Raw genomic sequence first — 18,769 nt, 5'->3', positions numbered from 1 at the left:
TCGATGTCGCAGATGCCCCGGCAGGCCGCACTGCCGAAGTGCCCGAACTGCGCGGAGCCCGTGGAGTCGGGCGACCTGTTCTGCGGAGCGTGCGGACAGGACCTCTCGGTGGCGACCGCGCCGCCGCAGGACCATCCGACGCTCACCATGACCGGTCCCGCCGCGCCCGGGGACGGTGTGGACTGGCCCGCGCCGGAGCCGCCCGGCCCCCCTCCCTCGGCGCACCTGCCGACGGACCTGCCGGGCACCGACTCGGCCGACATGCCGCTGCCCGGGCATCAGCCCGGACCCGGCCAGTCCGCCGGTGAGGGGGTGCGGTTCGACCGGCCCTCGGAGCCCGACGAGTACCCGCTGCAGGCGCCGGACCCGCGGCTGGCCGCCGGTACCGCCGGCCCGGGCGATCCGGGCGAGCCGGCGCAGGTGTGCGTGGCCTGCCGGGCCGGCCGGGTGGACGACGACGGCTACTGCGAGAACTGCGGGCACGCCCAGCCGCGCGAACGCGACCACGTCGAGCGGGAGACGGGGCCGGTCGCCGCCGTCAGTGACCGGGGTCTGCGCCATCACCGCAACGAGGACGCCTTCTCCGTCGGCCACACCTCGCTGCCCGACGGCACCCCGGCGGTCATGGCGATCGTCTGCGACGGCGTGTCCTCCGCGACCCGCCCCGACGACGCCTCCCTGGCCGCCTCCCAGGTCGCCGGTGACTCCCTGCTGGCCGCGCTGCCGCGCGGCACCCACCCGCAGCAGGCGATGCACGAGGCGATCGTCGCCGCCGCGCAGGCCGTCAACGCGCTCGCGGAGGAGCCCGCCACGGCCCGGGAGCACTCCCCGCACCAGAACGCGCCGGCCTGCACGATCGTCGGCGCGGTGGTCACCCCCGGGCTGCTGGTCGTCGGCTGGGTCGGGGACAGCCGCGTCTACTGGGTGCCCACCGACCGCGGCGCGCCGCCCGCCCGGCTGACCGAGGACGACTCCTGGGCCGCGCAGATGGTCGCCGCCGGTCTGATGAGCGAGGCCGAGGCGTACGCCGACGAGCGCGCCCACGCCATCACCGGCTGGCTCGGCGCGGACGCCTACGAACTGGAGCCGCACACCGCCTCCTTCAAGCCCGACCGGCCGGGCGCGGTGGTGGTGTGCACCGACGGGCTGTGGAACTACGCCGAGACGGCCGAGGAGATGTCCGAGATCGTCCCGCCGGACGCCACGGCCCACCCGCTGCACTGCGCCCGGGTGCTGCTCGGGCACGCCCTGGACGGCGGGGGCCACGACAACGTAACAGTGGCGGTCCTGCCGTTCCCGGCGCCGCCGCACGGGGCAGGATCGGCCTGAGGGCCGTCCAGGACGGGAAGACGGCACGGGGAAGCCGCGGCGGACCGGAGGGGACCGGTCCGCTCACAGTCATCGCCTCGCGTCAGCGGGGTGTCCGAGGGGGATGCGATCAAGCATGGCCAATTTCGCGAAGCCGAACGTGCCGCGGTTCTCGGTGGACGTCTACCAGAACGAGTACCTGCCCGAGGGCGGCAGCGAGGTCAACGCCATCGTCACGGTGACCGCGACCGGCGGCGGCACCATCGGCAACGCGGTCTCCGCGCCCCTGTACACGCAGGGGCGGCGGCCCTCCGCCGCAGTAGTGATCATGGTCGACTGCTCCGGGTCCATGGACTACCCGCCGACCAAGATGCGCAATGCCCGGGACGCCACCGCCGCCGCGATCGACACCCTGCGCGACGGCACCCACTTCGCGGTGATCGACGGCACGCACCTCGCCAAGGAGGTCTATCCGGGCGGCGGGCGGCTCGCGGTCGCCGACGCCACCACCCGCGAGCAGGCCAAACTGGCGCTGCGCCGGCTGAGCGCGGGCGGCGGTACCGCCATCGGCACCTGGCTGCGGCTCGCCGACCGGCTGCTGTCCGCGGCGGACGTCACCATCCGGCACGGCATCCTGCTCACCGACGGCCGCAACGAACACGAGTCACCGGAGGATCTGCGGGCCGCGCTCGACGCCTGCGCCGGCCGGTTCACCTGTGACGCGCGGGGTGTCGGCACCGACTGGGAAGTGAAAGAAGTCACAGGGATCGCCTCCGCGTTGCTCGGCACCGCCGACATCGTCGCCGACCCGGCGGGTCTCGCCGCCGACTTCACACGGATGATGGAGACGGCGATGGGCAAGGAGGTCGCCGACGTCGCCCTGCGGGTGTGGACGCCGGTCGGCACGACCATCCGGTTCGTCAAGCAAGTCGCCCCCACCGTGGTGGACTTGACCACCCGCCGCACCGAGGCCGGACCGCGGGCCGGGGACTACCCGACCGGGTCCTGGGGCGACGAGTCCCGTGACTACCACCTGTGCGTGACGGTCCCGCCGGCCGGGCTCGGCCAGGAGATGCTCGCCGCCCGCGTCTCCCTCGTGGTGCCGCAGGCCGGGGGCACCTCCGGTGCGGGCGAAGCCGGGCGCGGGGGAGGCGCGGTACAGAACCTCGGCGCGCAGGGGCTCGTACGGGCCGTGTGGACCGACGACATGGCCGCCTCCACCTCGATCAGCCCCCAAGTCGCCCACTACACCGGGCAGGCCGAACTGGCCCAAGCCATCCAGCAAGGCATCGATCTGCGCAAATCAGGCGATTTCGACGGAGCAACGGCCAAACTGGGGCGTGCGGTTCAGCTCGCGAGCGCCTCGGGGAACGCGGATACTGCGAAACTGCTTGCGAAGGTGGTGGACGTCGTCGACGCCGCGACAGGTACTGTGCGGTTGAAGACGAGGGTCGCGGAGGCGGACGAGATGACTCTGGAGACCCGGTCCACAAAGACTGTTCGTGTAAAGAAGTGACCCCTGGAAGCGACCCGAGCGATCCAGGCCGACCCTTAGGAGAAGGGGAAGCACCGACATGCCGACCTGCCCGAACGGACACCAGTCGGGTTCCGACGACTGGTGCGAGGTCTGCGGTCACCGCATGGCCGGTGCCGTACCTCCGCCCCCGCCTCCCCCGCCCGCCGGCGGCTACGGCTTCCCTCCGCCGCAGGGCGGCCAGCCCGGCGGCCGCCCGCAGGCGCCGGGTGCGCCCGAGGCGGAGCTGTGCCCGCAGTGCCGTACGCCCCGCGAGGGCGGCGCGCCCTTCTGCGAGGAGTGCCGGTGGAACTTCCTGACCAACACGGCGACCTCGTACACGCCGGCCGCCCCGCGCCCGCCGCAGCCGCGGTTCCAGCCGCCGAGCGCGACGTACGGCGGCGGTGACGCGTACGAGTACCAGGGCTCGCGGCCCTCGCAGATGAACCGGCCCGCCGAGCCGATCCCGTCCTTCGGCAGCGAGCCGTCGGGCCCGACGCCGTTCGGCGGCGACCGCGCCCCCTCCGCCCCGCCGACCTCCCCCGGCCCCTCGGCACCGCCCCCCTTCGGCTCCGGCAACCAGCGCCGGCCGGGTCCTCCGCCGGCCTTCGGCCAGGGCCCGGGGCCGGGTCAGGGTCCGGGTGCCGGGGGTCCCTCCGGTCCGTCCGGCTTCGGCGGCGGACCCGGGCAGGGTCCCGGCGGCCAGTCCGGCTTCGGCGGCGGCCAGGGGCAGGGTCCCGGCGCGGGCTCGGGCGCTCCTTCCGGCCCGTCCGGCTTCGGCAGCGCACCGGGGCAGGCTCCCGGCGGCTTCGAACGCGGTCCCGGTCAGGGCCCCGGTGCCGGCGGCCCCTCCGGCCCGTCCGGCTTCGGCGGCGGACCCGGGCAGGCTCCCGGCGGCTTCGAACGCGGTCCCGGTCAGGGCCCCGGCGGCACCGGTGCTTCGTCGGGCTTCGGGGGTGGTCCCTCCCATCCCGGCGGGTCCGCTCAGCCCGGTCCGTCCGGTTTCGGCGGTGACCCCTCGCGTCCGGTACCGCCACCGCCCGGCGGTCCCGGCGGCGCCCGGCAGGCGTTCCAGCAGTCCGGGGCGACGGCCCCGCCCGCGTTCCCGCAGGAGACCGGCCGGCCCCCGGCCGGCGGCCCGCCCTCCGGCGGCCCCTCCTACGGCGGCGGTGACGACGACTGGGTGCTCCCCCCGCCGTCGTCCTCCGGTCCGGCCGGACCGGGTCAGGGCCAGGGGCCCGGCGGTCAGGGCGGCGGGTACGGCTACCCGCACCCCGGCGCCCAGACGCCGTCCGGACCGGGCGGCTTCCCCGAGGCACCGCAGGCCCCCCAGGCGCCGCAGCGGACCACCTGGACCGCCACCGTCGGCCCGGACCGCGAGTACTTCATGGCGATGATGCACCGCTCCGGCCCCGAGGCCGCGGGCCTGAACCTGCCCGCGTACTCGCCCGAGCAGCAGCGCACGCTCACCGGCAACCAGATCTCCATCGGGCGCCGCCGGCACTCCACCGGCGACACCCCCGACATCGACCTGTCGGTGCCGCCGGAGGACCCGGGCGTCTCGCACCAGCACGCGGTGCTGGTGCAGCAGCCGGACGGCAGCTGGGCGGTCGTCGACCAGAACTCGACGAACGGCACCACGGTCAACATGTCCGAGGAACCGATCCAGCCGTTCGTGCCGGTCCCGCTCCAGGACGGCGACCGGGTGCACGTGGGCGCCTGGACGACGATCACCGTCCGCCGGGGCTGAGAAGGATCAGCGCAGGGGCCAGGCGTACGGCCCCTCCGGGTCGTCCAGCCACGCCCAGACGTGCTCGCCGTCGACCGTGACGCCGTAGCGCCCGCGGACCGGTTCGCCCTCCCGCTGCCACAGGGAGTACGCCTCCTGGGGGTCGAGGGTGCCCCGGGTCAGCGCGAGCAGGAAGTGGAACGGCTCCTGCTCGCGGGCCCGGCCCGGCAGCCCGGCCAGACAGACGCCCTCGGGCTCCGTCCTGCGTTCGCCGCGCAGCGGCACGAAGAAGGCGGCCCGGGACAGGAAGCGGCCCTCCGCGTGCTCCGCGTCCCGCACGGTCAGGGCGAGCAGGCCGGTGGCGAGCGGGGTGAGGACGCGCGCGCCGGGGCGGCACTGGGCGAGCCAGGCGCGCGGCACGGTGCGCAGCTCGCAGGTGGCGATGATCCGGTCGAAGGGGGCGCGTTCGGGCACCCCGCGCGCGCCGTCGCCGGTGACGACGACCGGGTGGTGGCCGGCCGCCGCCAGGTGCCGCCGGGCCGACTCGGTGATCTCCGGTTCCAGGTCGACGGTGGTGACGAGGTCGTCGGCGCCGAGCCGGTGGGCGAGCAGGGCCGCGTTGTAGCCGGTGCCGGCGCCCACCTCCAGCACCCGGTTGCCCTCCTCGACCCGCAGGGCGACCAGCATCCGCGCCATCAGCGAGGGCTGGCTGCTGGAGGAGAGCAGCTCACCGTCGCGCAGCCGGGTGGCCAGCGGTACGTCCGCGTAGGCGCCGCGCACCCAGCGTTCCCGGACCGCCGGGTCACGGCTCTCGCCCCAGCGGCGTTCGTAGCCGCGCGATCCGGCGACGTAGTAGTAGGGCACGAACAGATGCCGGGGCACCGCCGCGAAGGCCTCCCGCCACACCGGCTCTTCGGCCCATGCCCCCTCGGCGTCGATCTCCCGCACCAGCGCGGCCCGCGCCGCGGCGGCGAGCCCCTCGGTCTCGCTGTCGTAGGCGCCCATGGTGTCCACAGTAGGGGTGAGCGGGGTGTGGTCCTAAGCCCTGAGTCCTGGGTCCCCCCGTCTGAGACCATGGACAGGTGAAAGAGATTCGGCGCGGCACGCTTCAGGAGCAGACCTTCTACGAGCAGGTCGGCGGGGAGGACACCTTCCGCCGGCTCGTCCACCGTTTCTACGAGGGAGTGGCCGAGGACCCGATCCTGAAGCCGATGTACCCGGAGGAGGACCTGGGTCCGGCCGAGGAGCGGCTGACCCTGTTCCTGATGCAGTACTGGGGCGGCCCCACCACCTACAGCGAGAACCGGGGCCACCCGCGGCTGCGCATGCGGCACGCCCCCTTCACCGTGGACCGGGCGGCGCACGACGCCTGGCTGCGGCACATGCGGGTGGCCGTGGACGAGCTGGGGCTGTCCGAGGAACACGAGCGGACGCTGTGGAACTACCTGACGTACGCCGCCGCCTCCATGGTGAACACCCCGGACTGACGGGTCGTCGCCGAAGAGCGGTTCAACCGGGTGACGGGCTCCGTCTCGCCGTGGGCGGTGGTGGCGTGGATGAACCGGAGCCGAGGAGGCGGGGGCGGCTCAGCGCACGCTGAGACCGAAGGAGCCGAGCCCCGTCCGGCGCACCGCCACCGAGCCGTACGGCGCGCGCAGCCGCAGCCACGCCCCTGAGGAGAACAGCCCGATGTCCCCGGGCTCGGTCCCCGGCCGCAGGAAGCCCAGCGACTGGGCCGCGTGCACGGCCCGTACGGGCAGCCAGGTGCCCTTGATCTGCCGGGACCAGATGTCCCGCCCGATCCGGTCCAGCTCCGCGCGGGTACGCCCCTCGGCACCCAACTCCTCGGTGCGGGAACGGAACTCGGCCACCGCTGCGGCGACCGTGGCGCGCAGCGCGTCCGGTGCGGGCAGCCCGGGCTCGGACCGCCAGCCGCTGCGCGGCGGCAGCACACCGGCCCACGGCGGTCCCGTGACCGCGCCCGGAACGGCGGCGGTGGCCGCCCGCTCGTCCACGGACTCCAGGAACTCACCGGCCGAGACGGTCACGTCGAGAGTGACGTCGAGCCCGTGCTCGTACGGCTTGGCCAGCCGCACCGTGCGGACGGCCAGCACCTCGAAGGACGGCGGCCGGCCGAAGACGGCGAGGGCGGTACCGGCCGCCTGCAGCCGCACCGCCGCTCCACGGTCGTAGTGGAGCAGCCGGGAGAGGAAGGCGGCGAGGTCCGCCGCCTCCGTCTCGTCGGCCAGGTGCAGCACCGTCATGCGGCGACGGCCTCCTCGTCGGCCGCGTCCGTGTACTGCTGGAGGAACTCGCGCTCCTCCGGGGTGATCCGGCGCGGCCGCTGGGTCTCGAAGTCGAACGGCACGATGACCGTCGACGCCCGTACGTAGACCAGGTCGTCGTCCTTCACCTCGTAGGAGACGGTGAAGGACGCGGCCTTGATCGCGGTGATCCACAGCTCGATGTCCACGGGCGTCGGCCGGTGGACGAGCTGCCGCTTGTAGTCGATCTCATGGCGGGCGACCACGGACCCCTGCTTGGACTCCTTGCCCCGCAGGGACAGGAAGTCGATGCGGGCCTCCTCCAGGTAGCGGAGGAAGACCGCGTTGTTGACATGGCCGTAGGCGTCCATGTCCGACCAGCGCAGTGGGCAGCGGTAGAGGTGCCGCAAGTTCGATCAGCCCCGGGTCAGCTTCTTGTAGGTGGCACGGTGCGGACGCGCCGCGTCCGGGCCGAGCCGCTCGATCTTGTTCTTCTCGTACGACTCGAAGTTGCCCTCGAACCAGAACCACTTCGACTCGCCCTCGTACGCGAGGATGTGCGTGGCGACCCGGTCGAGGAACCACCGGTCGTGGGAGACCACGACCGCGCAGCCGGGGAAGTCCAGCAGCGCGTTCTCCAGGCTGGAGAGGGTCTCGACGTCGAGGTCGTTGGTGGGCTCGTCGAGGAGCAGCAGGTTGCCGCCCTGCTTCAGGGTCAGCGCCAGGTTGAGCCGGTTGCGCTCACCGCCGGAGAGCACACCGGCCGGCTTCTGCTGGTCCGGGCCCTTGAAGCCGAAGGCCGACACATACGCCCGGCTCGGCATCTCGACCTGGCCGACGTTGATGTAGTCGAGCCCGTCGGACACGACCTCCCACAGCGTCTTCTTCGGGTCGATGTTCTCGCGGCTCTGGTCGACGTAGGAGATCTTGACGGTCTCTCCGACCTTGATGTCGCCGGAGTCCGGGGTCTCCAGGCCCTGGATCATCTTGAACAGCGTGGTCTTGCCGGCGCCGTTCGGGCCGATGACACCGACGATGCCGTTGCGCGGCAGCGTGAAGGACAGCCCGTCGACGAGGATCTTCTCGCCGAAGCCCTTGCGCAGGTCGTCGACCTCGACCACGACGTTGCCCAGACGCGGGCCCGGCGGGATCTGGATCTCCTCGAAGTCCAGCTTCCGCATCTTGTCGGCCTCGGCGGCCATCTCCTCGTACCGCGCGAGACGGGCCTTGGACTTGGCCTGGCGCCCCTTGGCGTTGGAGCGGACCCACTCCAGCTCTTCCTTGAGCCGCTTCTGCCGCTTGGCGTCCTTCTGGCCCTCGACCTTCAGACGGCTCGCCTTGCTCTCCAGGTACTTGGAGTAGTTGCCCTCGTAGCCGTGCAGACGGCCGCGGTCGACCTCGCAGATCCAGCCGGCGACGTTGTCCAGGAAGTACCGGTCGTGGGTGACCGCCACGACGGTGCCCGGGTACTTGGCCAGGTGCTGCTCCAGCCAGTTCACCGACTCGGCGTCGAGGTGGTTGGTGGGCTCGTCGAGGAGCAGCAGGTCGGGCTGCTCCAGCAGCAGCTTGCAGAGCGCGACGCGGCGCTTCTCACCACCGGAGAGGTTGGTGACGGGCCAGTCGCCGGGCGGGCAGCCCAGCGCGTCCATGGCCTGCTCCAGCTGGGCGTCGAGGTCCCAGGCGTTGGCGTGGTCCAGCTCCTCCTGCAGCTTGCCCATCTCGTCGAGCAGCGCGTCGGAGTAGTCGGTCGCCATCAGCTCGGCGATCTCGTTGAACCGGTCGAGCTTGCCCTTGACCTCGGCGACACCCTCCTGGACGTTCTCCAGGACGGTCTTCGCCTCGTTCAGCGGGGGCTCCTGGAGCAGGATGCCGACGGTGTAACCGGGCGAGAGGAAGGCGTCACCGTTGGACGGCTGCTCCAGTCCCGCCATGATCTTCAGCACGGTCGACTTACCGGCACCGTTCGGACCGACGACGCCGATCTTCGCCCCCGGCAGGAAGCTCAGGGTGACGTCGTCGAGGATCACCTTGTCGCCGTGCGCTTTGCGCGCCTTGCGCATGGTGTAAATGAACTCAGCCAAGAGAAACCGTCCGGCAGCTTGAAATCTGGCAGTGGGCAGATACACCCCATCTTGCCGTACGGCCACCCCTGTGCGGAAACCCATTGGCCCGGGGGCCTGTGACCTGGGGTTTCGCTGGTGGCTGCGGTAACCCGTCTGTCGCTGTCGGTCGCCGTTGGGTAGCCTCTCGCACCCTCGCACGGCCCAGCGCCCACCTCTTTGGCTGCGGGCTATCGGTTGATCGGATCTCGTAGACGATCTCGCAGTGCGCGGCGGGCAGCACGATGTCCGCCGTCTCCACGGGCCGCCTCCGGTCGCTGTAGGAGGTCCGCCGGATGTGCGTGACGAGCGCAGCCTCCTGGATACCGAGTATCGACGCCTCCTCGGCGGTCGCCTGCCTCGGGCTCGGGCTGCTCAACGGCGTGGCTGGCCGTGACGCCGATCGCGGCCATGCGATTCACGACACCCGCTCCGGCGCGCGGCCCTCCCTCGGGGAGGACGAGCACGACCCGTACGCGTCGGTCGAAGCGGAAGTGCCGGACTCGCTCTTCGCCGGCTTATGGCGGGAGGCCCTGGAAGCGGTGGCGGAAGCCGGTCGATTCTCGTAGACGCCGAGGCGCCCGCGCAGCCACTCGGTGAAGGCGCCCTCGCCGGGCGGGCCCGGGAAGTCGAAGGGCTCGGGGATGCCGTGCACGGCCAGCGCGGCCCCGTAGCCCGTCAGCGTCGAGTCGAGGTGCCGGAGGGAACCGCGGCGCAGCCACGTCCCGGGGCGGCGGCGGATCTCGTCCAGCAGGTCGTCGATGCCGGTCAGCTCGGTGAGTCGCCGTAGGCCTGATGGCAGGCCGCCGTCCGCGGTCGTCGTCGTGCTGTCCGGTCCGGCGTCATTCGCCCGCCTCCGTCTCCCTCCTGCGGAGTACGACCAGGACCGCTCCGCCGATCACGACCAGGCCGATGGCCACCCCGGCGATCAGGGGAGTGATCGCGGAGCCGCCGGTCACGGCCAGGTCGGTGGTGTCCACGGTGCCGCCGCCCACCGTGGCCGGGCTGGGCTCGTTGCGCAGCTGGGCCGTCTGCGTGGTGATCGAGCCCTGGGTCTTGCAGTCCAGGACACCGGTGAAGCGGTGGCTGAAGCCGTACGGGCCGGTGATCGTGAAGTCGTAGGCCTGGTCCTCCTGGAGCGGCACGGTCACCGTGCGGGTCGCGCCCGCGGGGATCGTGTGCTCGGCGCCCATCAGCTGGAAGGTGAACGGCTCGTCGCCCTTGTTGACCGTGGTGATGTCCACGCCGCCCTTGGCGCAGTTCTTACGCGCCGAGACCGCCGGTATGGCACCCTCGGCCGCCCAGCCGGCCGTCACGGTCGCGGAGACGGTGGACTCGCTGGAGCCGGCCAGGATCTGTGTCTGGCTGCGGCTCTCGGAGGTGAAGGCCCGGCCCACCGGCACGGTCGTCGACGCCTGCACGGTCAGCTGGGCCGTGCCCGCTTCACCGCCGGTGTGGTCGGGCCCTCCGGCCGCGTCCTCGGGGACGTCGAAGAACAGCCGGCTGCCGTCCTCCGCCGAGGTGATCACCTTGCCGCTCTTGTCGACGACCCGCACCCCGCTGCCGGACGCGTCCACCGGCGGGCTCACCGTGACCGCGCTGGCGTTGGTGTGCACGGTCACCGGTCCGAGCACGTCACCGGGCCGGCCGGAGACCGCGGGCGGGTCAAGGGTGAGCGAGGCCTCGGGCTCGCTGACACCCCGGGCGCTCTTCTCCAGGTAGTCGGCGAGCTTCTCCGCCCGCGGGTCGACGGCGTCGACCTCGGCGCCGTCGGAGTAGCGCCAGATGGCCACCTGGGTGCCGGCCGCCGCGTCCTGCTCGGTCAGCCCGCTCGCACCCGCTTGCCGGGCGAGCGCGGCGAGATCGTTGACCTGCGGGTAGGAGTGCTGAAGGATCCAGTTGATCCGCCCCGCGTCCTTGTTGGTGCCCAGCGAGGTGCCGCTCCAGGGCGTCTCCTGGTATCTGGCGTCCCGCTGGGTCGGGTTGTGGAGGTCGACGCAGTACGTCTGCAGGGTGCCGCCGCCGTCCACGGACATCTCGAACAGGCCCGCCGACACCCGTTGGTCGCCGCCGTCCCCGTGGATCACGGCCTCGCCGTAGGTCTTCAGACCGTTGATCGTGGCCGTCGCCCCGCCCTGGGTCTGCGGTCTCTCGTCGGCCACAGCCGTACCGGCGCCGGACAGCACGCCGGCCGCCACGATGCCGGACACCGTGGTGGCGGCGGCCAGACGGTTCCTTCCGGCGGACCGGCAGAACCCAGAGAGCGCAGCAAGCACAGAATTCCCCTTCGAGCAGGACCCGTTGGACGTGGGGGACGGTCCCACCAGCAGAATCAGCAGCCCCTAGGGGCACGCCCGGCATCCTATGGATCAGCCGGAGCCCGACCCGCCTGTCGGATCATCCGATGGGTGATCCGATCCGCAATCGTTATCGCCGGGACCGTCCGTGAACCGGTGCGGATCGACAAATCCACTGCCCCATACAGGGTGTTCACGCCGTACGCACAGGACGTTCAGAGCCGGCCGGCAACCGTCCGCGAGGCCCCCGGGCAATCTGACGTCACGTCATCACCGCTTTGGGCTGGTCCTGTTGCTGTGGCCGCCCGTCCTGCGGATCCGCAGGGGGTGGTGTCTCCCAGTTCGGCTCCGGCCGGGGCGCCGCCGGTGTCCCCTCCGGCTTGGCCGCGCGCTGGAAGAGCGCCGTGCCGCGCGCCAGGTCATGGCCGATCGCCACGGCGTCGATGTCGGCGGAGGCCCACTGCTGCTGTCCCTCGCGCACCTCGGCGCGCACCTTCAGCCGGCCCTGGACGACGACCGGCTGGCCCACCTCCACACATGCGGCCACGTTCACCGCGAGCTGGCGGTTGGCCCACACCGTGAAGAAGTTGGTGTGCCCGTCCGTCCACGCGTTCTTCTCCCGGTCCCAGTAGCGCGCGGTCACCGCGAGCCGGAACCGGGCCGACGATCCCGCCGCCAGTTCGCGGTACACCGGCTGGGTCGCCACGTTCCCCACCACACAGACGATCGTCTCGTTCATGTTCTCGCTCCCCTCCCCCGCCCGTCCCCTTCCGGTTCCGGCCGGGCGGACACACGTACGGGCCCGTCCCGTACGGCTGCGTCTGCCGTGCCGCGCGTACGACTGCCGTACGCGCCCGCACGTCCCGCCGACCGCCCGCACCGGTCCCGTGTCTCCTGCCGGACCCGCCGTGCGATCGCCGTGACCCCAGACTGCCTCCGCCGGGCCGAGCCCGCTGAGCGCTGTGGACGGCCGCCCACCTGTGGAAAACCCCGCCACCCGCATGAGTGACCCCGGGCCCCCGAGTCCCCCACCCACCCCTCACCGGCTCACCCCGCCCGCCGCCGGCCGCCCTCTCACCCAGCCTCCACCAGCGGCCCCCACCAGCGGCCCCCTCCCGCCGCCCTCTCACCCAGCTCCCACCAGCGACTCGCTCCCGCCGCCCCTCACAGCGGCCCTCTCACCTCACTCCGGCCCGCACGACCCTGCCGTACTGCTCCCGCACCTCCCGGTACCGCAGCAGCTCCGACGCCACCGGATCGAGCACCCGGGCCCGGCCGCAGCTCGCCGCCGTCTCCCGCAGCCGCCGTTCCGCCTCCTGGCCGTAGCGTCGCGCGGGCCCCCTGGCAGCCATCCGGCAGCCCCACTCCACCAGCGGCCCGCCGACGATCCCGCACACCATCAGCAGCACCGGCACGCCCAGGTTGGGCGCCATCACGCCGGCGATCTGCCCTGCCAGCCACGCGCCGCCCACGATCTGCAGCAGCGTCATCGCCGCCTGGACCAGTACGGCCACCGGCCACCAGCCCGGCCGCAGCGGGCGGCCCGGCGGGAGCCCGGCCCGCGCCGCCAGGTCGTCCAACGCCTCGGACAGCCCCTGGGAACCGCGTACGGCCGCCTCGCGCACCGCCTGTGCCCAGGGTGTGGGCAGACCGGCCGAGGCCCGGTCGGCGACCGTCCGGACCGCCTGTTCCACCCGCTGGCGGGCCGTGGCCTCCTCGTCCGCCTGGCCGCGCACCGCGATGCGGCCCGTCGTGGACTCGCCACGGCCCTGGTACCAGCGCCACAGCCGCAGCCAGGGTGTGCCGCAGGCACGGTTGGCGTTGCGCAGCCACGCGCGCTCGGCGGCCTCGCCCGCCGCGGTGGCGCCCACCGCGTCCGCGAGCCGCGCGGCGAACTCCTCGCGCGCGTCCTCGCTGAGGCCGACGCGCCGACCGGCGGCGTACACGGGCCGCAGCTCGGCGGCGGCGGCGTCCACGTCGGCCGCCACCCGGCGGGCCGCCGCGCCGCGTTCCGCCACGAACTGGCCGAGCACCTCCCGGAGGTCGCCGACGCCGTCACCGGTGAGCGCGGACAGCGCGAGCACGGTGGCACCCGGTTCACCGTGCTCGCCGAGCGCGATGCCGTCCTCGTCCAGCAGCCGCCGCAGATCGTCCAGGACCTGGTCGGCGGCGTCCCCGGGCAGCCGGTCCACCTGGTTGAGGACGATGAACATGATCTCCGCGTGGCCGGACATCGGCCGCAGATAACGCTCGTGCAGGACGGCGTCGGCGTACTTCTCGGGGTCCACCACCCAGATGACCGCGTCGACCAGCTTCAGGATCCGGTCGACCTGTTCGCGGTGCTGTACGGCGGCGGAGTCGTGGTCGGGCAGATCGATCAGGACCAGCCCGCGCAACTGCCCCTCGGTGTCCGGGCTGTGCAGCGGACGGCGGCGCAGCCGGCCGGGAATGCCCAGCCGGTCGATGAGGGCCGCCGCGCCGTCGCTCCAGCTGCACGCGATGGGGGCGGCCGTGGTCGGGCGGCGTACGCCGGTCTCCGAAATGGGCACTCCGGCAAGGGCGTTGAACAGCTGTGACTTGCCGCTGCCGGTGGCACCGGCGAGGGCGACGACAGTGTGCCGGCCGGAGAGCTTGCGGCGGGCGGCGGCCTCGTCCAGGACCCGGCCCGCTTCGGCGAGCGCATGACCGTCCAGGCGGGTACGGGAGAGCCCGACGAGTTCCCGCAGGGCGTCCAGGCGTGAGCGCAGCGGGCCGTCGTACGCCAGAGGGGCCGGGGTGTGACTGCCGGGCGCGCGCTGGCTCTGCTCCCCGGCGGAGGCCCGCTCGGCGGCGAGGGCGGCGGAGGTGGCCTCGGTGACGCGCCGCGCGATGAGACCGTCGTCCCAGCTCTCCGAGGAACCGGGGTCGGCGTCCTTGCCGGGTTCGGTGGAGCTTGCCCCGGTGTCGGAGGCGGTGGAGGAAGAGGCGGAGGCGGTGGGGGGGACCTTCGCCTTGGGGGGCGTCGCGTCGGCTGCGGGGCGGGGCTTCGGGGAGTGGGACTCCCGCGAAGCCCGGGGCTCCCGGGACTCAGGGGGCTCGGGGGACTCCCGCGACTCTTGCGACTCCCGGGGTTCGGCCTTCGAGGACTGGGACTTCTGGGAGTGGGACCTCTGGGAGTGGGACTGCGGGCGGGGGACCGATACGCCTTCGTCGGAGCCGGGCCCGCGCGCGGGACGGTCGCGCTCGGCGTTCTCGCCCTGCTCGCGCGCGGGACGCTCCCGGTCGCCGCTGCCGTCCTCGCCGAGGCCCTGCTCCCCCCTCTCTCCCTTCCCGTCTCCCTTCCCGGCGTTCAGTCCCTCCTCGTCCCTCCGGCCGTGCTCACCGCTCCGGCTCCTCTCGCTCTTCTGCCCGCTCTCGCCCTGCTCGCCGCTCCCCACGCGCGCGTGGGGACCGCCGCCGAAGTCGCCACCCCTGCCGCGGCCCTCGTCCTGGTCGCCGTCAGCGGCCCCGCCCCGGGACGCGGCAGGGTCCGCACCTCTGCCCCCGTCCCCGTACGGGCCTTCCTCCTGGATCCCCTTCTCGTCACGACGGCCATGGCTCCGGCCCTGGCCCTGCCCCTCGGAGAAGGTGATGCCGGCGGGACGGGGGTCCGCGGTGCGGTCGGTGCGGTCGGTGCGGTCGGTGCGGGGACGGTCGGCGCCGCGAGGCTCCTTCACGAGGCTCGGGCGCGCCTGAGGGAGGCTGCCGGCGCGCTCGGCGGTGTCCATGGCGCCCGAGCCGCTGTGAGCGCTGTGTTCCGAGGACCCGGTGTCGCCGCTGCCGCTGCCGTGGTCGGTGCGCCTCATGTGGTCGGTGTACTCCGTGTGGTTCTGGTCAGTGACGGCGGTCACCGGTCACCTCTCCTTCTGCAGTACGGACAGGGCGGCGATGAGTTCGGCCTGGGGCTCGGGATGGACGTCCAGGGCGTCGAGCGGTGCGAGGCGCCGCTCGCGTTCGGCGTGCATGACGCGGTCCACGTGCTCGATGAGCAGCCGTCCCGCCCGGTCGCGCAGCCGCAGCACGCCGTGCGCGCCGAGCCGCTCGGCGAGCCCCTCGCCGGCGGTACGCGCCCGGCGCCCGCCCAGCACCGCCGTGGCGACGAGGGCGGCGACGACCTCCGGGTCGGGTGCGCCGGTACGCTCCAGCACCCGCACCTCGTCCTCGGCGTACTCCTCCAGTTCACGCCGCCAGCGCCGGGCCGCGAGCCCGATGCGGTGCTCGGCGCTCTCCACAGAGGTGCCGCGGCCGGCGAGCTCCGGGGCGCCGGCGGCGGGCTCGCGCCGCCAGGCGTCGTCGACACGTTCGTCCGCGGCGGTGACGGCGCACAGCAGCAGGGCGGCCAGGCTCTCCACGAGGGCGTCGAGGAGTTCCCCGGCGGTGCAGTCCAGGGGGAAGGCGCGCCACCTTTTCAGGGCGTCCCCGGCGAGTACGGCACCGCTCTGGAGGCGGGCCCGCACGCGCGCGTGCTCGCTGTCGTAGGCGGCCTCCACGGCGGAGGTGAGCCGGAGGGCCGCCGCGTACTGGGCGGCGGCGGCGTTGGCCAGCTCGGGCATGCGGGCGTTGAGCGAGTCGAGCAGGCCGTGGGCCGTGCGGGCCATGACGTGCTGGCGGGCGGCGGTGTCCTGGGCGTGGTGCACGAGCCAGCTCTTCAGAGGTGCGACGGCGGTGGCGGGCAGCAGGCCGGCCCCCCAGGCGGACTCGGGCAGCTCGGGCACGGTGAAGCGGGGTACGTCGCCGAGGCCGGCCTTGGTGAGCAGCGCACCGTACTGCCGGGAGACCTCCGAGACGACCTGGTGGGGTACCCGGTCCAGGACGGTGACGAGGGTGGCGTTGTACTCCTTGGCGGTGCGCAGCAGGTGCCAGGGGACGGCGTCGGCGTAGCGGGCGGCCGTGGTGACCATGATCCAGATGTCGGCGGCGCAGATCAGCTGCGCGGCGAGGACGCGGTTGTCCGCGATCAGGGAGTCGACGTCGGGGGCGTCGAGCAGGGCCAGCCCGCGCGGGAGCGTCTCGACGGTCTCGACGCGCAGCACGCGCGCGGGCTCCTCCTCCTGCAGGAGGAACTCGTCGGCCGGGTCCCGCTGGGGCGACCACACGCGGGTCAGTTGGGGCAGCACGCGCATGCCGCTGAACCAGTGATGGTCCTCGGGATGGCAGACGAGGACCGGCGTCCTGGTGGTCGGCCGGAGCACGCCCGCCTCGCTCACCCGCCGGCCGACGAGCGAGTTGACGAGCGTCGACTTGCCCGCGCCGGTGGAGCCGCCGACGACGGCCAGCAGCGGCGCCTCGGGGCGCCGCAAGCGGGGTACGAGGTAGTCGTCGAGCTGTGCGAGCAGTTCGTCGCGGTTGGCACGCGCGCGTGGCGCCCCGGCCAGGGGCAGCGGAAAGCGTGCGGCGGCAACACGGTCGCGCAGAGCGGAGAGTGTGTCGAGCAGCTGAGGCCGTACTTCCAAGGTCACCACATGTGAAGAATGCCCAATTTTAGGGGAATTCTGAAGCATATGGACATGTCTGCGCGCCGACGGAACAGATCGGACAGACAGGACGACCGGGACACGGGCACTGTCCAGGCATAACGAGTGCACAACACCCGGTACGACAGACGCCAAAAGCGATGCACGATTCGCACTTGCCTGCGATTATCAGGACCGCTTCACCGAACCTCCACATTGAGCCACGGAGGCGAAGCGGCAGGGTCAAGGAACCGGGAGCCCTATCCTTGTCCCCGGCAACGTCACGGATCGGCCCGCACCAGGGCACCAGGCACGAGGCCACCCACCGGCCCCCGTAGCTCAGTGGATAGAGCAGGCGCCTTCTAAGCGCTTGGCCGCAGGTTCGAGTCCTGCCGGGGGCGCCAGTCTCCGCCCTCCCGTCCGGGAGGGCTTTTTGCTGGTCAGGATGGGTACCAGGGCACGGCGAAGCCCTGTTCCGGTCGAGGGGTCGGCCCTCGGACGGCCGCCGGGGCAGATCTCCGGCAGCTTCAGTCCGCCCCCTGAGGCCGGGCAGCCGGCCCTCGACGCACCGGGCACAGATTGCCAAGGGCACGACAACGCCGTTCCCGGCCCACTCCGCCACCCGGAGGGGCGGAATCCCGTCACCGAGCCACCTCGTCGGGCGCGTGTCCCGGTTGCCGTACCCGCATCGCTCGGTGGGCGGCTCGAAGCCGCGCGGGGGCAGCACGGCCTTCCGTGCGCTGCGCCACGCCCGGCGGATGACGGAGCCGGCGAGGATGCCGCCGGGCTCACCCGGCAGTGACGGCAACGCACCTTCGTAGGTGTGGCTGGTGAGGGTCCTGATGAGCTTCCGGTGCCGGCAGCAGCTGAGGAACCTGCAACCACAGACCTCATGAAAGCGTCACTTGCGGTGACCGAGCCCTGTCGCCCCCTTGGAGGGCCTCCGTTGCCACCACCACCTCAGCCGCCTCTGCCGCCGTCTTTGCCACCGCTGCGCGGGCAGTCAGTAGCGGTGTGGATACGGCGTACGTTCCGCTCACGCAAGGCGTTGTCAGGCGTCACACAGTGGTTCATCGACTGGGGTATACCGATCACCCTGCTCATCGGGTTCGTCTGGGTGTACGGTGCCAGCCGATCCGAAAAGGGTTGGAGCGGCATTTACAGGGCGTTCACGCTCATCGACCCGCCCGGGCACGAATCGTCGTGGGGCGCGTCGGTTCTCGGCTGGCTGCTGGTTCCCGCCCTCATCGGTGGAGTGGCCGGTCATGTGATCGCTACCCGGATGCAGCGGGTCAAGGAAATCGCCACCAATCACCTGTTTCAGCAGAGGGGCCTCGCCCGCCGGCTCAAGTTGCCGGGAAGGATCACCTTTCTCGAGTCTCTCCACCTTAAGAGCGCGGTGGACCAGGAGTTCCTGGACCGCTATGTGAGGCGGGCCCACCGGGGAGACTGGAAGAAGGCCCAGGACCACTGGGAGATCCTGGTCCGGGACGTACTCTGCACGGTCGAACTCGCTGAACTGGACCGCACCGAGGCACTGGAATCCGCCGAGAGCTTCGCCCGCGCCGTGATGTGGCTGACCGGCTACCAGGACAAGTGCCTCGTGTGCACCGCGCGCGCCAACCACCCGTGACCCCTCAGGAAGGACCCTTACGATGCAGACACGAAGCGCCGTGGAGATCGCTCGCGCCGCCCTGCGCGAAATCTTTCCCACCGCTCCCGAGGACGGTCTGGACGAAGGGGCACGTCACCTCGCCCGCTGGGGAATCGAAGGTCACGGAACTCAGCTCGACAACTCGGCCGCCGCGCTCATGTACATCGACCTGGCCTTCGCGTCCCAAGAGAGGCAAGTGCCGGACAACGTCCTTCTGGCCGCCGAAGTCCGTGGTACCGCACGGACCTGGCGTGCGCCATCACAGGGGGACTGACCATGAACCGCGTGTGTTCTGAGCCGCTCGTTGTCCTGGTCTTTGTCCGGTGCACCGACGCCCGCCATCGTTCACCGCTGTGCGCGTACCCCCTCTATTCAGTGACACCACCCTTGTCTGCTGGCCGTCCCAGTAGGTGACGGAGGGATGGAAGTCCGGG

At 72.5% G+C, this 18,769-nt stretch carries 14 protein-coding genes, 1 tRNA gene and 1 pseudogene; 7 read left to right on the top strand and 9 right to left on the bottom strand.

Annotated features, from left to right (window positions below; genetic code table 11):
• The first annotated feature begins 3 nt into the window (after positions 1-3).
• The 3 genes from AB0B40_RS03740 (at position 4) to AB0B40_RS03730 (ending at position 4,571) form a co-directional block, all read left to right on the top strand.
• Positions 4-1,329 (top strand): PP2C family serine/threonine-protein phosphatase, encoded by a 1,326-nt coding sequence (locus AB0B40_RS03740; protein WP_345047680.1) that lies wholly within the window; start codon positions 4-6, stop codon positions 1,327-1,329.
• 115 nt (positions 1,330-1,444) lie between these two features.
• Positions 1,445-2,824: a VWA domain-containing protein gene (locus tag AB0B40_RS03735; RefSeq protein WP_362262606.1), complete on the top strand. Its 1,380-nt coding sequence runs from the start codon at positions 1,445-1,447 to the stop codon at positions 2,822-2,824.
• Positions 2,825-2,882: 58 nt separating this feature from the next.
• Positions 2,883-4,571 carry an FHA domain-containing protein gene (locus AB0B40_RS03730; RefSeq protein WP_362262603.1) on the top strand — a complete coding sequence of 563 codons (1,689 nt, stop codon included), beginning with the start codon at positions 2,883-2,885 and terminating at the stop codon, positions 4,569-4,571.
• Between the two features lie 6 nt (positions 4,572-4,577).
• Here the strand turns inward: AB0B40_RS03730 and AB0B40_RS03725 are convergent, their stop codons facing one another.
• Positions 4,578-5,555: a methyltransferase domain-containing protein gene (locus tag AB0B40_RS03725; protein WP_362262600.1), complete on the bottom strand. Its 978-nt coding sequence runs from the start codon at positions 5,553-5,555 to the stop codon at positions 4,578-4,580.
• Positions 5,556-5,632: 77 nt separating this feature from the next.
• Between AB0B40_RS03725 and AB0B40_RS03720 the strand changes: the two genes are divergently transcribed.
• Positions 5,633-6,037 (top strand): globin, encoded by a 405-nt coding sequence (locus AB0B40_RS03720; protein ID WP_345047674.1) that lies wholly within the window; start codon positions 5,633-5,635, stop codon positions 6,035-6,037.
• A 99-nt stretch (positions 6,038-6,136) separates the two neighbouring features.
• Here the strand turns inward: AB0B40_RS03720 and AB0B40_RS03715 are convergent, their stop codons facing one another.
• The 8 genes and pseudogenes from AB0B40_RS03715 to AB0B40_RS03680 form a co-directional block, all read right to left on the bottom strand.
• On the bottom strand, positions 6,137-6,814 hold the full coding sequence (locus AB0B40_RS03715) for a hypothetical protein (RefSeq protein ID WP_345047672.1): 678 nt from the start codon (positions 6,812-6,814) through the stop codon (positions 6,137-6,139).
• Positions 6,811-7,224, bottom strand: a complete 414-nt coding sequence (locus AB0B40_RS03710) for a thioesterase family protein (RefSeq protein ID WP_345047671.1) — start codon at positions 7,222-7,224, stop codon at positions 6,811-6,813. Before AB0B40_RS03710 ends, AB0B40_RS03715 begins: the two co-directional genes overlap by 4 nt.
• A gap of 6 nt (positions 7,225-7,230) precedes the next feature.
• Positions 7,231-8,895: an energy-dependent translational throttle protein EttA gene (gene ettA, locus AB0B40_RS03705; protein ID WP_345047670.1), complete on the bottom strand. Its 1,665-nt coding sequence runs from the start codon at positions 8,893-8,895 to the stop codon at positions 7,231-7,233.
• Positions 8,896-9,118: 223 nt separating this feature from the next.
• Positions 9,119-9,380 (bottom strand): annotated as a pseudogene (locus tag AB0B40_RS03700) (UTRA domain-containing protein); the annotation flags it as partial.
• Positions 9,381-9,755: 375 nt separating this feature from the next.
• On the bottom strand, positions 9,756-11,141 hold the full coding sequence (locus AB0B40_RS03695) for a Cys-Gln thioester bond-forming surface protein (protein ID WP_362262788.1): 1,386 nt from the start codon (positions 11,139-11,141) through the stop codon (positions 9,756-9,758).
• Positions 11,142-11,472: 331 nt separating this feature from the next.
• The gene (locus AB0B40_RS03690) at positions 11,473-11,949 is read right to left on the bottom strand and encodes a single-stranded DNA-binding protein (RefSeq protein WP_345047669.1); all 477 of its coding nucleotides are present in this window, start codon (positions 11,947-11,949) and stop codon (positions 11,473-11,475) included.
• A 439-nt stretch (positions 11,950-12,388) separates the two neighbouring features.
• Positions 12,389-15,079, bottom strand: coding sequence for a GTPase (locus AB0B40_RS03685; protein ID WP_362262595.1), 2,691 nt, complete (start codon positions 15,077-15,079; stop codon positions 12,389-12,391).
• A 3-nt stretch (positions 15,080-15,082) separates the two neighbouring features.
• Positions 15,083-16,690, bottom strand: coding sequence for a dynamin family protein (locus AB0B40_RS03680; RefSeq protein WP_345047665.1), 1,608 nt, complete (start codon positions 16,688-16,690; stop codon positions 15,083-15,085).
• Between the two features lie 319 nt (positions 16,691-17,009).
• On the opposite strand from AB0B40_RS03680, the gene AB0B40_RS03675 reads away from it, so the two are divergent.
• The 3 genes from AB0B40_RS03675 to AB0B40_RS03665 all read left to right on the top strand — a co-directional run bounded on the left by AB0B40_RS03675 (position 17,010) and on the right by AB0B40_RS03665 (position 18,609).
• Positions 17,010-17,085 (top strand) — tRNA-Arg (locus AB0B40_RS03675).
• Positions 17,086-17,693: 608 nt separating this feature from the next.
• Complete coding sequence (locus AB0B40_RS03670) at positions 17,694-18,314, top strand: DUF6313 family protein (protein ID WP_345047664.1); 621 nt, start codon at positions 17,694-17,696, stop codon at positions 18,312-18,314.
• Positions 18,315-18,336: 22 nt separating this feature from the next.
• On the top strand, positions 18,337-18,609 hold the full coding sequence (locus AB0B40_RS03665) for a hypothetical protein (RefSeq protein ID WP_345047663.1): 273 nt from the start codon (positions 18,337-18,339) through the stop codon (positions 18,607-18,609).
• Positions 18,610-18,769 lie beyond the last annotated feature (160 nt).

This window comes from Streptomyces sp. NPDC042638 (assembly GCF_040647235.1).
Lineage (GTDB): Bacteria > Actinomycetota > Actinomycetes > Streptomycetales > Streptomycetaceae > Streptomyces > Streptomyces rameus.
This window is presented reverse-complemented; position numbering and strand designations above follow the sequence as displayed.